General features: G+C 57.6%; 17 protein-coding genes and 1 tRNA gene. 11 read left to right on the forward strand and 7 right to left on the reverse strand.

The annotated features are described in order from the left end of the window. The first annotated feature begins 211 nt into the window (after positions 1–211). Positions 212–766: a phycobiliprotein lyase gene (locus IQ265_RS11530; protein ID WP_194053580.1), complete on the forward strand. Its 555-nt coding sequence runs from the start codon at positions 212–214 to the stop codon at positions 764–766. Between the two features lie 179 nt (positions 767–945). On the opposite strand, the gene IQ265_RS11535 is transcribed toward IQ265_RS11530, so the two are convergent. Beyond that, positions 946–1,027, reverse strand: a tRNA-Leu gene (locus IQ265_RS11535). Between the two features lie 266 nt (positions 1,028–1,293). Between IQ265_RS11535 and accC the strand changes: the two genes are divergently transcribed. After that, positions 1,294–2,643 (forward strand): acetyl-CoA carboxylase biotin carboxylase subunit, encoded by a 1,350-nt coding sequence (gene accC, locus IQ265_RS11540; RefSeq protein ID WP_194053582.1) that lies wholly within the window; start codon positions 1,294–1,296, stop codon positions 2,641–2,643. A gap of 136 nt (positions 2,644–2,779) precedes the next feature. Here accC and IQ265_RS11545 read toward each other — a convergent pair whose 3' ends face one another. Then, entirely contained in the window at positions 2,780–3,064 is a 285-nt protein-coding gene (locus IQ265_RS11545; RefSeq protein ID WP_347404950.1) for a YggT family protein, read from the reverse strand. 214 nt (positions 3,065–3,278) lie between these two features. Between IQ265_RS11545 and IQ265_RS11550 the strand changes: the two genes are divergently transcribed. The 5 genes from IQ265_RS11550 (at position 3,279) to IQ265_RS11570 (ending at position 6,174) form a co-directional block, all read left to right on the forward strand. Beyond that, positions 3,279–3,401: a photosystem II reaction center X protein gene (locus tag IQ265_RS11550; protein WP_194053584.1), complete on the forward strand. Its 123-nt coding sequence runs from the start codon at positions 3,279–3,281 to the stop codon at positions 3,399–3,401. Positions 3,402–3,544: 143 nt separating this feature from the next. After that, positions 3,545–4,285, forward strand: a complete 741-nt coding sequence (locus IQ265_RS11555; RefSeq protein ID WP_347404951.1) for a Ycf66 family protein — start codon at positions 3,545–3,547, stop codon at positions 4,283–4,285. 68 nt (positions 4,286–4,353) lie between these two features. After that, on the forward strand, positions 4,354–4,653 hold the full coding sequence (locus tag IQ265_RS11560) for a hypothetical protein (RefSeq protein ID WP_194053909.1): 300 nt from the start codon (positions 4,354–4,356) through the stop codon (positions 4,651–4,653). Between the two features lie 131 nt (positions 4,654–4,784). Further along, positions 4,785–5,090, forward strand: coding sequence for a hypothetical protein (locus IQ265_RS11565; RefSeq protein WP_194053585.1), 306 nt, complete (start codon positions 4,785–4,787; stop codon positions 5,088–5,090). 193 nt (positions 5,091–5,283) lie between these two features. Continuing rightward, a complete protein-coding gene (locus tag IQ265_RS11570) occupies positions 5,284–6,174 on the forward strand; it encodes a nucleoside monophosphate kinase (protein ID WP_194053586.1) in 891 nt (296 codons plus the stop codon). A gap of 306 nt (positions 6,175–6,480) precedes the next feature. Here IQ265_RS11570 and IQ265_RS11575 read toward each other — a convergent pair whose 3' ends face one another. From IQ265_RS11575 to IQ265_RS11585, 3 genes are all read right to left on the reverse strand, one after another. Continuing rightward, positions 6,481–6,813 carry a hypothetical protein gene (locus tag IQ265_RS11575; protein WP_194053587.1) on the reverse strand — a complete coding sequence of 111 codons (333 nt, stop codon included), beginning with the start codon at positions 6,811–6,813 and terminating at the stop codon, positions 6,481–6,483. Between the two features lie 87 nt (positions 6,814–6,900). Next, positions 6,901–8,106 carry a sodium-dependent bicarbonate transport family permease gene (locus tag IQ265_RS11580; protein ID WP_194053588.1) on the reverse strand — a complete coding sequence of 402 codons (1,206 nt, stop codon included), beginning with the start codon at positions 8,104–8,106 and terminating at the stop codon, positions 6,901–6,903. Between the two features lie 515 nt (positions 8,107–8,621). Next, positions 8,622–9,203 carry a DNA-3-methyladenine glycosylase I gene (locus tag IQ265_RS11585; protein ID WP_194053589.1) on the reverse strand — a complete coding sequence of 194 codons (582 nt, stop codon included), beginning with the start codon at positions 9,201–9,203 and terminating at the stop codon, positions 8,622–8,624. A gap of 179 nt (positions 9,204–9,382) precedes the next feature. On the opposite strand from IQ265_RS11585, the gene IQ265_RS11590 reads away from it, so the two are divergent. The 4 genes from IQ265_RS11590 to dtd are packed head-to-tail and all read left to right on the forward strand — an operon-like array spanning position 9,383 to position 11,973. Next, a complete protein-coding gene (locus IQ265_RS11590) occupies positions 9,383–10,537 on the forward strand; it encodes a GTP-binding protein (protein ID WP_228037816.1) in 1,155 nt (384 codons plus the stop codon). Positions 10,538–10,544: 7 nt separating this feature from the next. Beyond that, entirely contained in the window at positions 10,545–10,970 is a 426-nt protein-coding gene (locus tag IQ265_RS11595) for a Rieske (2Fe-2S) protein (RefSeq protein WP_194053590.1), read from the forward strand. A gap of 59 nt (positions 10,971–11,029) precedes the next feature. Continuing rightward, positions 11,030–11,533: a diadenosine tetraphosphate hydrolase gene (locus IQ265_RS11600; protein ID WP_194053591.1), complete on the forward strand. Its 504-nt coding sequence runs from the start codon at positions 11,030–11,032 to the stop codon at positions 11,531–11,533. Continuing rightward, on the forward strand, positions 11,521–11,973 hold the full coding sequence (gene dtd, locus IQ265_RS11605; RefSeq protein WP_194053593.1) for a D-aminoacyl-tRNA deacylase: 453 nt from the start codon (positions 11,521–11,523) through the stop codon (positions 11,971–11,973). Before IQ265_RS11600 ends, dtd begins: the two co-directional genes overlap by 13 nt. Before the next feature lie 15 nt (positions 11,974–11,988). Here dtd and IQ265_RS11610 read toward each other — a convergent pair whose 3' ends face one another. Together IQ265_RS11610 and IQ265_RS11615 are read right to left on the reverse strand one after the other, a co-directional pair. Further along, complete coding sequence (locus tag IQ265_RS11610) at positions 11,989–12,459, reverse strand: hypothetical protein (RefSeq protein ID WP_194053595.1); 471 nt, start codon at positions 12,457–12,459, stop codon at positions 11,989–11,991. Between the two features lie 70 nt (positions 12,460–12,529). Further along, the gene (locus IQ265_RS11615; RefSeq protein ID WP_194053597.1) at positions 12,530–13,573 is read right to left on the reverse strand and encodes an ABC transporter permease; all 1,044 of its coding nucleotides are present in this window, start codon (positions 13,571–13,573) and stop codon (positions 12,530–12,532) included. Between the last annotated feature and the right edge of the window lie 4 nt (positions 13,574–13,577).

Genomic DNA, 13,577 nt, shown 5'->3' on the forward strand with positions numbered 1-13,577 from the left:
GGCTAGTAGGGGTCCGGCAATCACCCGGCAGGGGCATCTAGTTCGAGCCGTTAGCTCAATCTGCCGCTCATACTACGGCGTCTATGGGCAAATTCTGTAAGCATTAATACTTGAGGGGTGCGATCGCAGGGAGTAAGGCTGTGGCGGCTGGGTCAGGGTCTTCTAAACCCTGGTACCGTATAAATTGCTGAGCATCCCTGGGGCTACCACGATGGATTTGGCCGACATCACCTACTTTTTTGACTGCTGCATGGGTCAGTGGTCGATCGAGCGCACCTACCACTACCTCACCCACCAGGAGATCGAGCGATCGCACACCGATTTTCGCGTCGAGGCCATTACCCCCGAGCTGCGGCGCAAGGTGCTAGCCGACAACGGCTACGACCCAGTCGAGAATATTGATCAGCTGCCGGGCTTTCAGCTCGCCTTTCACACCCTGTCTGACAAAGGCGAAGAAGTCTCCCAGGAGCTGCGAGCGCTGTTTGTGCCCAAGCAGCAGGAGGGAACGCTGCTGAGCGGCGACTATCTGCGCGATCGCGCCTACGAAGAAGACCGACCCATCGTGTCCAGCTTCACCTACGACCAGGGCAACCGCGAGCTGCTCATGACCACCCCCTACACAAAGGTCGTTTCGGTCGACTCCATTCTGCTGGTCAACCCCAGCATGCGCATTCGCCGCATTCTCAATTACCAGCGCCCCATTGAGGGAGAGGCTATGGATACCCTGGTGCTAGTCGGGTTTGGGGTCGAGCAAAAAGTGGGCTAAGGGTTTTAAGCCGCGCTAGCTAACAGTTAGCTAGCGCGGCAGATACCCTAAAGCTTATTTCAGGTAAATTCAACCCATCCCACCGAGGAGCATGAACGCTTGTTAGCACTCCCCGACGGGACTCTGTGTGATCAGAACCGAACCTGGCCCACACCGAGACATTGGCTCAACTTTCAAAATGCGGATGGCGAGACTCGAACTCGCACAGCGTTAGCCACACGCCCCTCAAGCGTGCGTGTCTACCAATTCCACCACATCCGCTGGTGATATTCTGAACGGTGCCAATCGGGCAAACCTGAGGGAAGACTGTCGCCCAAGCACTGCTCAGATATATAAGAGTAAACCATAACGGTCCCCTTGTCGTCGCACATTCTTGGCAAAATTTGTCGTGCTAGCGCCGTGATAGAATCAGCGACCGTCATCATCGTATGATGCTGGTTATGGTCGGTTGCAGTAGTGGGCTGGGATTGCTTAGCTAGGCTGCTAACGCCAAAACTCAATGGTCTCTTGCTATTTGCCCTACGTACATGCGCTTTTCCAAGATTTTGATTGCCAACCGGGGAGAAATTGCGTTACGCATTCTTCGGACCTGTGAAGAAATGGGCATAGCCACGGTTGCAGTTCACTCCACGGTCGATCGCCACGCCCTGCATGTGCAGCTGGCTGATGAGGCCGTCTGCATTGGCGAAGCGCCCAGCCAAAAAAGCTACCTCAACATTCCCAATATTATTGCTGCGGCCCTAACCCGCAACGCCAGCGCCATTCACCCTGGCTACGGGTTCTTGGCCGAAAACGCCCGTTTTGCCGAAATCTGCGCCGACCACCAGATTGTCTTCGTCGGCCCCTCCCCCGACTCGATTCGCAAAATGGGCGATAAGTCGACTGCCAAAGAGACTATGCAAACGGTGGGAGTGCCCACAGTGCCCGGCAGCGGCGGCCTGCTCACTGACGAGACCGAGGCCTACAAGGTGGCCAGCGAGATTGGCTACCCAGTCATGATCAAAGCTACCGCCGGGGGCGGCGGGCGCGGCATGCGCCTGGTCAACAGCGAAGTTGAGTTAGTTAAAGCCTTTATGGCCGCCCAGGGCGAGGCCCAGGCCGCCTTTGGCAACGCCGGCGTCTATATGGAAAAGTTTATCGATCGCCCCCGCCACATTGAGTTTCAGATTTTGGCCGACAGCCACGGCAACGTGGTGCACCTGGGCGAGCGCGACTGCTCGATTCAGCGGCGGCACCAAAAGCTGCTCGAGGAAGCCCCGAGCCCTCGCCTAACCCCAGAGCAGCGCGAAAAAATGGGAGCCGCCGCCGTCCTCGCCGCCAAATCGATCAACTATGTGGGGGCGGGCACCGTCGAGTTTCTAGTCGACAGCCGGGGCAACTTCTATTTTATGGAGATGAACACTCGCATTCAGGTTGAGCACCCGGTCACCGAAATGATCACCGGCATTGACCTGATTGCCGCCCAGCTCACCATTGCCCAGGGCGAAAAGCTACCCTTCACCCAATCAGATATTCAAATTCGCGGCCATGCGATCGAGTGCCGCATCAATGCCGAAGACCCCGACCACAACTTTCGCCCCAACCCCGGTCGTATTAGCGGCTATCTGGCCCCAGGTGGCATGGGCGTCCGCATGGATTCCCACGTCTACACCGACTACGAAATTCCGCCCTACTACGACTCGCTGGTGGGTAAGCTAATCGTGTGGGGGCCAGACCGGCCTACCGCCATTAGCCGCATGCGCCGCGCCCTGCGGGAGTGCGCCATCACCGGGCTACCCACCACCATCGGCTTTCACCAGAAGGTGCTCGAAAACGCCAACTTCCTCAGCGGTGATGTCTACACCAACTTTGTCGCCGAGATGATGGCGATCAAGTAGCTCAAACGGAAACAGTAGAGTTCTCTCTGTCAGAGCTGTGGTGGGTTGCGGCCATTTCAAAGGATGGAGGGCTAAGCCAGAGCCTGTCTTAAGCCTAACCCACCCTACAAGGAACTCGTAAGGAGCTGAGGCGAACCTAACCAATCATTCTCAGCAGCCCCTGCTGCCCGACCAAAATCTCGCGCAGCAGGGTGACGATGCCCACCCAAATCACCGGGGCAATGTCGACGCCGCCAATGGGGGGCACCAGCTTGCGCATGGGCACCAGAAACGGTTCGGTCGGCCAGGCAACTAGGGCAAAGGGCAGCTTGGCGAGGTTGGCCTGAGGATACCAGGTAAGCACAATGCGAAAGATAAACAGCAGGGTCATCAGCCCCAGCAGCAGGCCCACGCCAATAGTCAGCACTTGTGTAGCGGCCACAGTTAACCCTCCAAAAACTCACCGTTGCAATTATGTACAATTCTAAAGCCTTACTCACCCTATTCCTGATGCTGAGGTGCTCCTGACACCGCCAAGCTTGGTCAATTGGGGCAAATTTGTTGCGATCGCCCCTTCAGAGCTATGGGCAGGGGGCATAAGTTGATCAATAATGATTGGTAACAATTTGTCTAAATCATTATCAGGACAAGGGCATATGACACCGTCTTTAACCAACTTCTTACTCAGCCTTTTAGCTGGGGCCGTGATTATTGTTGTACCGGCTAGCGCTTTCCTGTTTTTTGTTAGCCAGCGCGATAAGATTCAGCGCAGCAGGTAAAGGGTTGGCCCCCGAGATATAGGTCTGGGGGCACAACTTACTAGCTTTGCGGTCGGGAACCCTACGGGCGTTCCCGATTTTTTCGTTAAGTCGGCTAGAATTAACGTGTTCGGTTGGCAGAGGCGTCTTAAGAGGAATTTGCCGTGAATTTTGGTACCCCCGTCCCCCTGCTGCTGGGCATCTTTATGGTGATTTGCGGCGTGGCGCTGTTCTTTTTAGACCGGCTCAAGCCCGGCTATGAGCGCGACTCTGACAAGGTCTATGCCATTCTGTTTCTGCTGTCAGGGGTGTTTCTGCTCGGCAACCTGACCATGGACATCATCCCCTCCTTTCAGCAAATGCTGATGGTGGGCATGCTGGTGTCGCTGATGATTCAAAACATTAATTCCAGAACGCCGCTGGCCAGAACTGGGTTTCAAGGCGATGGCGGCGATTTTGGTGGCGGTGGCTATCGCCCGCCCCGAGGCACGCGCCCCCCGGCGTACGCTCCTGACAACCGCACTAACCTGCGGGCTGAGCTAGACCGTCGCGACTACGGCCCCGCCGACCCCTACAGTCGGCCTCGACCCATGCTTGAGGGCCGGGGTGAGCCTAGCGGTCGCCCTCCCTACACCCCCGATGTCTATGGCGATGGTCGCCCAATGCGCCGCGAGGACATCCCCACCGATCGGCCCACAGAGCGCCCAGCGGACGGACGCCCGATGAACGATCGCCCCTTCAACGGCCCCGACGGCCAGCCCTACTACGACAACAACCCTCGCCCCGGCGACGATCGCGTGCGCCGTCGCCGCCCCCCCAAGAGCCGCAGCGAGTATAACGATCGCTTCCGCCTTGACCCTGGCCCACCACCGCGTGACTATCGTCCCGATCGCGATCAGCTTTAGGAGCGCGATAGTTCAGCTTCGTGGTTCGTCTATTTTCTGGCTCTATTTCGGTAATTGCTTTGTCGCCTTTGCCCGTTACCTTCGACACCGCTACTATTGCCGGTACCGCTCTGTGGGCGATCGCATTTTACCTAGGCTGCTCACCGCTGGCCGATCGCACTATCACAACCTTCGAGGGCTGGCTGGGTGCCGGGTCTCCAGCGGCATCACTGCTCAGCATCGTGCCATTTTTGCTGGTAGGTGGGCTTGCCTACTACGGTTTGACCATCTCTTTAGGCGGCAGCTGGGCGGTCAGCCTGGGCGTTATCTCTGCCATAGGCTGTGGCGTATACGAGCTGGGACGACGCGACGGTCAGGCGTCTGAATAGAGTGTCTTTAAAGAGCCGGGCGGCCGGAACTAAAAATGACTCAGGATAGTCAACTTAGCGAGCGACACAGGGCTTCTACCCGAAAAGTGCATTGTCCTAAAGCTCTATTTGAATAAACAATTCCTAAATTTATGAGTAATTCTGGCTCTGCTCCCGAAAAGGACAGCTTTAAATCACTGCTGATCAAAGGGCTAGTCGGTAGTGTCGCTTTGGTTGGCACCACTGCTATTCCAATCGTGGTTCAGCGTTCCTTGCAGGCCCCACCTATAGCCCCAGCTAGCTCAGATGCAGTGGCTCCAGTTTCTCCAGCTCAAATATCTCCACTGCCCAACTCGTCTCCACAAGTAGACTCTGCTGCAACCCTCCCAGTCATTGATGAAGATCAAAACGAGGAGTCATCTAAGGGGAAAGGCAAAAAGAAACGCAATGACGACTAAAAACCTAACGCTTGACTGTAGAGTAAAAGATTTAGTAAACAACTAAAACTATTGGGTAGTTGTAGGCTATCTCATCCCTTGGTCTGCCTTACGCTCAACTGGCGTTAAATGAGTTTAACAAACTCAGGCTTTGGCGCTTTCCCCTAGATGATGAGTCTAGAGTTGAACAGCGGGAGTAGGGTATTGCCATTTTATGAGACCTAAGCAACTGATCCTTTTGGGGCTGCCTAGGGTGGGGGTAAGAGCCCAGGCAGCGGCACTAGCTGAGCGCTGGCAGGTACCCTATGTTTCTATGGCAGAGCTTTTGCGTGAGGCGATCGCTAAAGAGACCGCCATTGGCGTTGAGGCTCGCCCTTACGTGGACGCCGACGAACTGGTACCCGATGCGCTGGTGACGAAGCTGATCCGCAAGCGGTTTGAGCAGCCCGATACCATGCTCAAAGGCTGGGTTTTAGACGGGTTTCCGCGCACGCTGACCCAGGCTCAGGAGTTTGATCAGTGGTGGACCGCCGTGGGCCAGCCACCAGCGACAGTGGCCTATCTCAAAGCGACAACCGAGTTTTTGATTATCCGAGTTCTCAATGAAGCCGGTGACAAACCGCCGATTTCTGCTATTCGAGACCGTTTAGAGCGGTATCAACAGGCGCTAGAGCCGCTAATTAAGTACTATCAGCAGCAGTCTCAGCTCGCCACCATTAACGCTAGCCTGCCCTTTGCGGAGGTCGCCAGCGCCCTGGCCCAGCTAGGCCAAGAGGACACGGGTGCGGCTAAATTAATTCGCGACGAGGCCGAACTCGATGCACTGTTGGCCCGTGAACCCTTGCTGGTGGTCGATTGCATGGCGTCTTGGTGTGGCTCTTGCAAACAGGTAACGCCGTCGATCGACAAGCTGGCCGAGACCTATGGCGATTCGGTTGCGGTGAGAAAGATCGATTTTGACACCAATCGGCAGATCACTAAGCGGTTTGAGCTGAAGGGCATCCCAGCGGTGATGTTCTTTAAAGACGGCGAACGGCTAGAGACCCTAACCGGCATCAAGTCTTACCAGGAATACAGTGCGGCGGTAACTCGCCTGCTGGCTTGAGGCTAACCGCTGCAGTCTATGCCCGTCAGGCTGTCGTACAGGTAACGTACCTTCTCGGAAGTTGGAGGCTTTTGAGACCGGATCTCTGGAGCGCTGCCCCTCGGTTCATCAAAGTTGACTCGAAACCGCAAACCTTAGGCCAAGAGGCACCGGCAGACCGCCACCCGTCTGTGAATCAGTCGTCCGTCTTCGCCTGGGTGAGCCCGACGAAGAGCGGTATGCACAAGGCGATCGCAGCCGGCCAGAAATACGGCTACCAAAAAGCCGGGGTCATGCCCCGGCTTTTTAGCGCTGTGTCATCTCGATTTAACAGCCGTCTGGCCCGCAGAAGGTGTGCGCGTACAACACCTCTGCCTCACAGATATAGGAAATGCCCGCGTAGTCGTTGAAAAATTCTACGGCGACCCGATCTGCAATCTTCTCAGCCATATCCCGACTTTCGGTGAGCACCTCGAACTTGATATTTGCGGTGGTGTCAGAAACGCTGGGTTGTCCCGACGAGCGCACGCTGCGGCTACCTTTACCACCCGTTTCCAATACTGTGTAACCGGTAGCGCCTGCTTCGTGAATGATCTGGGCGACCTTTTTCAGCAGCGTTTTTTCTGTGATGATGACGAGTTTGTTGGCTATCTTGCCCATATAAGTTACCTCCTTACATGTTGTGTATTCATTGAACCACTTGGTTGCCGGGCTAGGGGAGCACCGGCAGACCGGAGCCATTTGGGATTAGCCACCCATCATGGCCTGGGCAAGCCCGACGAAGAGCGGTATGCACAAGGCGATCGCAACTGGGGTGCCGATGGCTGTAGATGCGCCGATATAGGCGGAGGGGTTGGCCGAGGGGATACCAGCCCGTAGCGTGGGCGGCCCTGAGATGTCTGAACTGGAAGCGGCAATAACGGCCAGGAGCGCGACGCCGCCAGGGCTGAATCCGGTAGCATAGTGGGCAATCATGCCGAGGCCGAAGGCAATAAACCCGTGCAGAAAGGGGGCCACAAAAGCATACAGGGCATACCACTGGGCTACCTTGCGTAACTCGTTGAGTCTTGCCCAAGCCTCCATACCCATGATCAGCATCAGAATCGAAAGCAGGCCGCGGAAGAGGGGATCGTAGAAGCTTTCGTAGACACTTTCAGGCCGGGTTAGGATGCCTAGGGCGAGGCCGAGCAGCAGTGCCGACAGGGCAGATCCCTGGATGCTTTCCTTCACAATGGGCCAGATCTTGACCCGCCCACCTGCAGAACCGCCCGACCCGCTGGAATACCCACCTGCGGAACCACCCGACTGGCCGGGGTACCCGCCTGCAGTACCGCTGCGCTGGTCAACGGGAACCCCGCCTGCGGGAATGGGCTGGTCAATGGGAGCCCCACCTGCGGCAACCGGCTGCATGCCAACATAGCCATCCTTGCCGATATACTTCTCATTTTTGAGATACTTGTCGCGCTTCTGCTTGTTGGTATAGATGCTAGCGACGACGATCGCAGTCACGAGGGCTGGGATATCCATGAAGGGATAGAGTGCTCCGGCCCAGGCTTCGTATTCCATACCTTGCGCTTCTAGCACAGTGATGCCGGCGACCATGGTCGAACCACTCACAGCGCCGAACAATCCCCCGGTCGCAAGCGCATCCAAGGTCTTAATGCCCGGTAGCTTAGCCAACGTGTAGCGCGCAATGAGCACGATCACGATCCCCGTTACCACGGCAAACAATGCGGGCAGCAGCATCTCTGCCAGACTGGCATTGCGAATGGCCATGCCGCCGGTTAGGCCGACTTTGATCAGCAGCATGAAAACGATGAACTTGTAGATCGCATCGGGAATGGCCAGTTCGCTACCGAGGGCGGCAATGACGATACCGCCAATTAGAAAACCGAGCGTGGGGGACTGCAACTGCGCCCCAAAGTTTGTTATGAACTCTGACAAGAAATCCACGAGAACCTCCTTCCGCCTCCTCTAAGGAGGGGTGACTATTGGGATAAGTGAGCTTTGGAAGGTAGGGGTGAAGCGCTTCACCTCTACACCACAGGTGTTACGGGAGAACCTGTCGACAGGGGGTTCAGAGATAGCCGCTCTCCGAATGAGGCTGGAAGGTGTTGCTGTTCTGCAGCGCCCCTCATAGACCTCTCTCTATCAAGACCTGAATCTCTATGTGCTTGAGTCTATCCTGAAAAGCACAGGTTTTTGCGTCCCCCGAACCCGGATTTGCAACATAATGTCAAATCCAAAACATAAGGTTTTCTTTTGGGTGGCGCTTTTCGGTATATTTCTGGCTGATATAAATCGCGATCGCAGAGTTTTCTCAATGGGACGTACCCATCTGCACCTGCCCGGTTTGCCTACCCAAAACAATCCTTGCAGCCGCTGAAGCCGTCTACTACTCGTCGGTGCGGGCAGGACAGCGGTGGGGGTGGGGGTTTGAAGCGGTCTGCCGCCGCTGCACTTCGCAGCTAGGCCAATGCTTGGTGACGGAAACAATCAGTGGTGTGGTCGTTGACCAGGCCTGCTGCCTGCATGTAGGCGTAGCAAATGGTGGTGCCAACAAACTTAAACCCGCGCTGTTTGAGGTCCTTGCTCATAGCATCCGAGGCGGCAGTGCGAGTGGGGGCGTCAGCCAGGGTAGACCAGGCATTTTGCACGGTTTCGCCATCGACAAACTGCCAGATGTAGCGATCGAAGCTGCCGAAGGTTTCCTGCACCTGCAAAAACGCCTGGGCATTGCGGGTGGCGGCGGCAATTTTGAGGCGATTGCGGATGATGCCCGCGTTTTGCAGGAGTTCCTGATGCTTAAGGGCGTCGTAGCGGGCAACGACCTCGGGGTCAAAGCCATCGAAGGCGGCGCGGAAGTTCTCGCGCTTGCGCAGAATGGTAATCCAGCTCAGCCCGGCCTGAAAGCCATCGAGAATAATGAACTCGAAGTGCTTGAGGTCATCGTGGAGCGGCACGCCCCACTCCTGATCATGGTAGGCAATCTCGATCGGGTCGGCGTGAACCCAGCTGCAGCGGGGCAGACCGTCGGGGGCGAGGGGCATAGGTCGTTGCCAAGAACGAATCAATGCAATTGTACTGGTTTGAGCGGTGCGATGGTCAAAAACTAGCCCAGACAATGGTTTGCTTCCTTGAGGCGCTTCCTTAAACAATCCCAACCCGAGCCGCCACGACTCCAATTCATCGCTAGTATGGAAAATGTCCTTGCGTTCAGAGAGCACCTATGTCTACCGCTGCTCCCCCCATCCAGCCCCAGGCGATGGATGACACCAAACACGGCCTGCCCGTCACGATCATTACCGGCTTTTTGGGCAGCGGCAAAACCACCCTGCTCAACCACATTTTGGCCAACCAGGAAGGGCTGAAAACCGCCGTGCTGGTGAATGAGTTTGGCGAAATTGGCATCGACAACGACCTGCTAATTGCTACCGAAAATAGCGACGACACCATGGTCGAACTCAGCAATGGCTGTATCTGCTGCACCATCAACAATGACCTGATGGAAGCGGTGTACAAAGTGCTGGAGCGCCAGGACAAAATTGACTACCTAGTCGTAGAAACCACGGGGCTAGCCGACCCCCTGCCCATTGCGCTGACCTTTTTGGGCACCGAGCTGCGCGACATGACCCGGCTCGACTCCATTGTCACTGTGGTCGATGCCGAAAACTACAGCCTGGACCTCTTCAACAGTCAGGCCGCCCACAACCAAATTGCCTACGGCGACATTATTCTGCTCAACAAAGCCGACCTGGTCGATGACGCCGACCTCGATCTGCTGGAGGTCAAAATTCGCGACGTCAAAGAGGGGGCAAGAATTCTCCGTACCACCAAGTCGCAGGTGCCCCTGCCGCTGATTCTCAGCGTGGGGCTGTTTGAGTCGGATAAATACTTCGGCAGCGACAGCGCTGAGGCCGAGCACGACCACGACCACGACCATCACGGACACGACCACCACGACCACGAGGCCCACGACCACGCCAATTGCGACCACGACCACGGCCACTGTGAGCACGACCACGATACCCACGATCACGGGCACTACCACTCTGACCACCTGGCTATCGATGGGTTTACGTCGCTGTCCTTTGCCAGCGATCGCCCCTTTGCCATTCGCAAGTTTCAGCACTTTCTCGACAACCTGCTGCCCGAGTCGGTGTTTCGCGCCAAGGGCATTCTCTGGTTTGACGAAAGCCCCAAGCGCCACATCTTTCACCTCAGCGGCAAGCGCTTTTCGCTAGACGACGACCAGTGGAAGGGCGAACCCAAAAACCAGCTGGTGCTGATTGGCCAAAACCTCGACCACGACGCCCTGCGATCGCAGCTCAACGCCTGCCTGGGGATTCCCTCGACGAAGCGGGGCCAAGGATTTGGCAAGTAAGGGGGGCATGAAGCGGCGAGAGTTTACTAACTTGCTTGGTCTGGGGCTGCTGGCCAGCTCTCTACCGATCGCGATCGCCGCCTGCCAGTCTGAGTCAGCATCTGACACTGAGGGGGGAGGCAGCAGCGAGTTTACGACCCTGGGCAGCCTGGCTGACCTAGTTGCCCAGGGCAGCGTAACGGGGGCAGTCAGGGGCAAAGACCTCGTCGTTGTACGCGACTCCAGCCTGCCAGACGCGGTGCTGGCGGTGAGCCCGATCTGTACCCACGCTGGCTGCACGGTGGACTGGAACCGCGCCGATGAGCTGTTTGTCTGCCCTTGTCACGGTGGACGTTTCAACCCAGACGGCACGGTGAACGCCGGGCCGCCGCCCAAGCCGCTGACTACCTTCGAAGCCAAGATTGAGGGTGATCAGATCATGGTCAGGGTCTGAGCTAACCCAGGCGCAATGTCCCAGGCGCAATGTCATCGTATCGGTATCTTTATTGCCCTATGACCGACAACGGCACCCCACAGCAACACCCCGACTGCCTCGCCTGCCAAATTTTAGCCGGCACTCAGACGGTACCCGGCGGCACCATCGCCGAGAACCCCTGGTGGGTAGCCGACCACTGCGTTGGCCCCTACGGTGTGGGGTCGGTGGTAATCAAAACCCGAACCCACCGCGAAAACCTGTGGGAGCTGACGGTGGCGGAGTCAGCTGCAATGGGGCCTTTTTTGCAGCAGATGTCGGAGGCGATCGCCCTGGCGATGGGGGCCGAGCGCGTCTATGTTGGCCTCTGGGTCGACCAGCCGCCCTACCACGTGCATTTCGTGCTGCAGCCCCGCTATCCCGACGGTCACCATCCTGAGGAGCTAGGGTTAAAGGGGCTAGAGCTACAGGTGTTTCGCACCCTGGGCAAACCTCCTAGCCAAAGCGAAATGGCCAAGGCTGCCGATCGCATCCGCACCGTGTGGCAGCAAAAGTTTGCTTCCCAGTTGCCGTGCGAGTCGTAGTTCAGCGAGTGACCGCCTCCAGCGTGGCCGTCAATGGGCAGTGCGTGGGCCAGATTGGCCGAGGGCTCAACCTACTGGTGGGCATTGCGCCAACCGACACCACCGCCGAACTGACCTGGATGGCACGCAAGTGTCTGGACCTGCGGCTGTTTCCATCGCCGGGCAGTGACCGCTGGGATCTCTCCGTTCAAGACATTGGGGGCGAGATTTTGGTGGTCAGCCAGTTTACCCTCTACGGCGACTGCCGCAAGGGCCGCCGACCTTCCTTTGACGGGGCAGCGCCGCCCAGCCAGGCCGAAGCGCTCTACCAAGAATTTGTGACCCTCCTGCGGGCCAGTGGTCTGCGGGTTGAGACGGGAAAATTTGGCGCGATGATGCAGGTCGACATTCAGAATGACGGGCCTGTAACCTTGATTTTAGAGCGCGATTTCGCTGGCTAACACTATCCCTGACCGCTAGGCTGGGTCAACGCTAGCGACATGCGGTTGAGTCAACGGCGTCGACTGCCACCGCAAGGCCTCACCCGATCGCCCCAGCACAGGCTCTAGCATCAGCCACTGGTCTTTGCTGTCGCCGCGCCGTAGGTAGAGGTCAAAGGCCCTGGTCTGGCGGCGCTGAGCGGCGGTGAGCTGCCCCCCTTTGAGGTGATAGGTGCCCGCAACCTCCACCGCTGGCTGGTTGGCCAGGGTAGTCCAGTGGTGGTCGGCGATGCGAATACTGCCCACCTGGGCCAGTTCGCTGGAGCTAATAGCAGACTCTAACTGGCGGTAGAGCACCGCCTGGGTTTGGGAGAGCTTTTGGGCGATCGCCATTTCGACCACGGCCCTCGGCGGTCGCGGGTTCACCAGGCCGCAACTCCACAGTGACAGGCACAGCACTGCGATCGCGACGAGTCGCCCCAGTTTTTTGAAGGTTAACATTGCCATTCGGCACATCCTGCTCAAGCCCCTACCTTCAGGCTACTGCTTTCGGGGACGCTGAGAAAGCCAAATCAAGCTAATGCTTCAGCGTGCGCGGATCTAGTGCATCGCGCAGGCCGTCGCCCAGCAGGTTAAAAGCCAGCGATGTCACCACGATCAAAATGGCCGGGGGCCACACCAGCCAGGGCTGGAGCACCAGAATAGACGCGTTGGTCGCCAGGGTGAGCATGTTGCCCCAGGAGGCATCGGGCTGCTGAATACCCAGGCCAATGAAGCTCAGCACCGCCTCGGCCAGAATAAAGCCAGGAATCGCCAGGGTGGCGGCAATAATGCCGTAGGTTGCCGTCTGGGGCAGAATGTGGCGGGTGATGATGTACAACGGCCGACCGCCCATCACCCGACTGGCCTGCACAAACTCCTGCTCTTTAATCGACAGCACCTGACCGCGAATCACCCGCGCCAGCCCGGCCCAGCCCACCAGCGAAGTAATTAAGATGATCAGCAAAAACCGCTGGGTACTGGAGATGCCCGCAGGCAGCACCGCCGCCAGGGCCACCAGTAAGTAAATGCTGGGGATCGTCATCAGCACTTCGACAAAGCGCATCAGCACGGCATCGACCGCGCCGCCAAAATACCCGGCCAGCCCCCCCACCAGCATGCCCAGCGGAAACGAAATGGCGATGCCGATCAGCCCCACGCTGAGGCTGACCCGACTGCCGTGGATAAGGCGACTAAACTGGTCGCGGGCCTGTTCATCGGTGCCCAGCAGGTTGATGCGGGCGGGGCCAGCGGTATCAAATAGGGTGAGCCGACCGTCGTCGTTGCGGTGAAAAATGCGGAGGGCAGAGGGCTGGCTGCGATCGACCACAATTTTACGCTCCCCAGTATTGATATCTACTGGCCCCTGGGTGGTGGGGTAGACGTGGGGAAAGAACCTGCCGGTTTCACCGTCGCGCCAGTACACCTGGGTCGGCGGCAGTAGCGACCCATTCAGCTGAGATTCGTAGGGGCTGTAGGGGGCAAAAAAGTCGGCCCCCAGCGCCACGCCATAGAGGCCGATCAGCAAGATTGCGCCGATTTGGGCCAGGCGATTGGTTTTAAGCTTGCGCCACCAGGTCATAGCT

The organism is Nodosilinea sp. LEGE 06152 (genome assembly GCF_015207525.1).
Taxonomy (GTDB): domain Bacteria; phylum Cyanobacteriota; class Cyanobacteriia; order Phormidesmidales; family Phormidesmidaceae; genus Nodosilinea.